Raw genomic sequence first — 1,062 nt, 5'->3', positions numbered from 1 at the left:
ATCAGGAGCCGTGTGATGTGAAAGTATCAAGCACGGTTTGGAATTGGAGTTGGGGGAGGCGACTTCCCTTTCGACCATAACATACCAAATGCCACCAATGTGATTCTGCAAACACTTGGAAAAGGACAAGGTCTTGGGTACTAAGCGAGACACTGGTTGTCTCAAGGTATTGTTAAACCTTTCGATGTAGCTGGTCAAACCTGTATCCTTCCCAACCCCTTGATGACGTTTACTCGGTAGAACAGCCTCATAGGCTCCCCAGAAATCTGTATAAGCCACCGCACATTGGCGATACACTGGGGGCAATGACTCCCACAATTGGCGGGCTGCGGCTTCATCCCGTGCACCAATGTAAACACCGACAATCTCACGGGTTTTTACGTCGAGAGCTAACCAAATCCACTGTTTGTTTCCTTTATGGTTGACAAATGACCACAATTCATCACATTGAATCGTTAACCTCCCGTTTTTTGCGCCTCACCTGGACTTGGCGGGGCACAGAGGCATATTTCTGATTGACGTAGTTTGGCAGCCAGGGCTCAGACACTTGGACGGCCCGTGCTATTCCGGCAAGGGGAATTCTCTCCATCCGCAAACGGTCAATCAGAGACCGTGTTTCTTGGTCAATCACCTTTTTGGTGGGGGTGTTCAACAAACTGTCGTCCATAATCACGACACTTGAACCGTTGTTTGCCGTTGTGAATCCGTCCATTTTTGACGGTGTGGGTAGATGTACAAGTTGGGCAGGCAGGTATGGAAATTGAACCCGAGTCGGTTTTGTTATGGTCGAAAGGGAAGTCGCCTTCCCCAACTCCAATTCCAAACCGTACTTGAGACTTTCACCTCATACGGCTCGTGATGTGGATACCCCTTTGTCATTGGGAACAGGGCTACAACCCCCTGCTTTATGACCTCAACTTTCGGAGCTATATACAACCACGTAGTCATTAACTCGCTCTCGTCATAAACACTCTTAGTTGTCGCAGTCTCTATATCCACACCGTGACTAGTGGGCATATCCTAACTATTACAGTTAGGCATTAGCTTTCAATCACATCCTTT

Annotated in this window: 1 pseudogene; it reads right to left on the bottom strand. The window is 48.0% G+C overall.

Annotation, left to right across the window (positions count from 1 at the left end):
- Positions 1 to 84: 84 nt before the first annotated feature.
- Positions 85 to 755, bottom strand: a pseudogene (locus tag P5683_RS25180) (IS1 family transposase); the annotation flags it as partial.
- Positions 756 to 1,062: the final 307 nt, after the last annotated feature.

The sequence above is a fragment of the Limnospira sp. PMC 1279.21 genome (assembly GCF_032349615.1).
GTDB lineage: Bacteria > Cyanobacteriota > Cyanobacteriia > Cyanobacteriales > Microcoleaceae > Limnospira > Limnospira fusiformis.
Note: the sequence above shows the minus strand (reverse complement) of the source record. Positions and strands in the feature narration are given on the sequence as shown.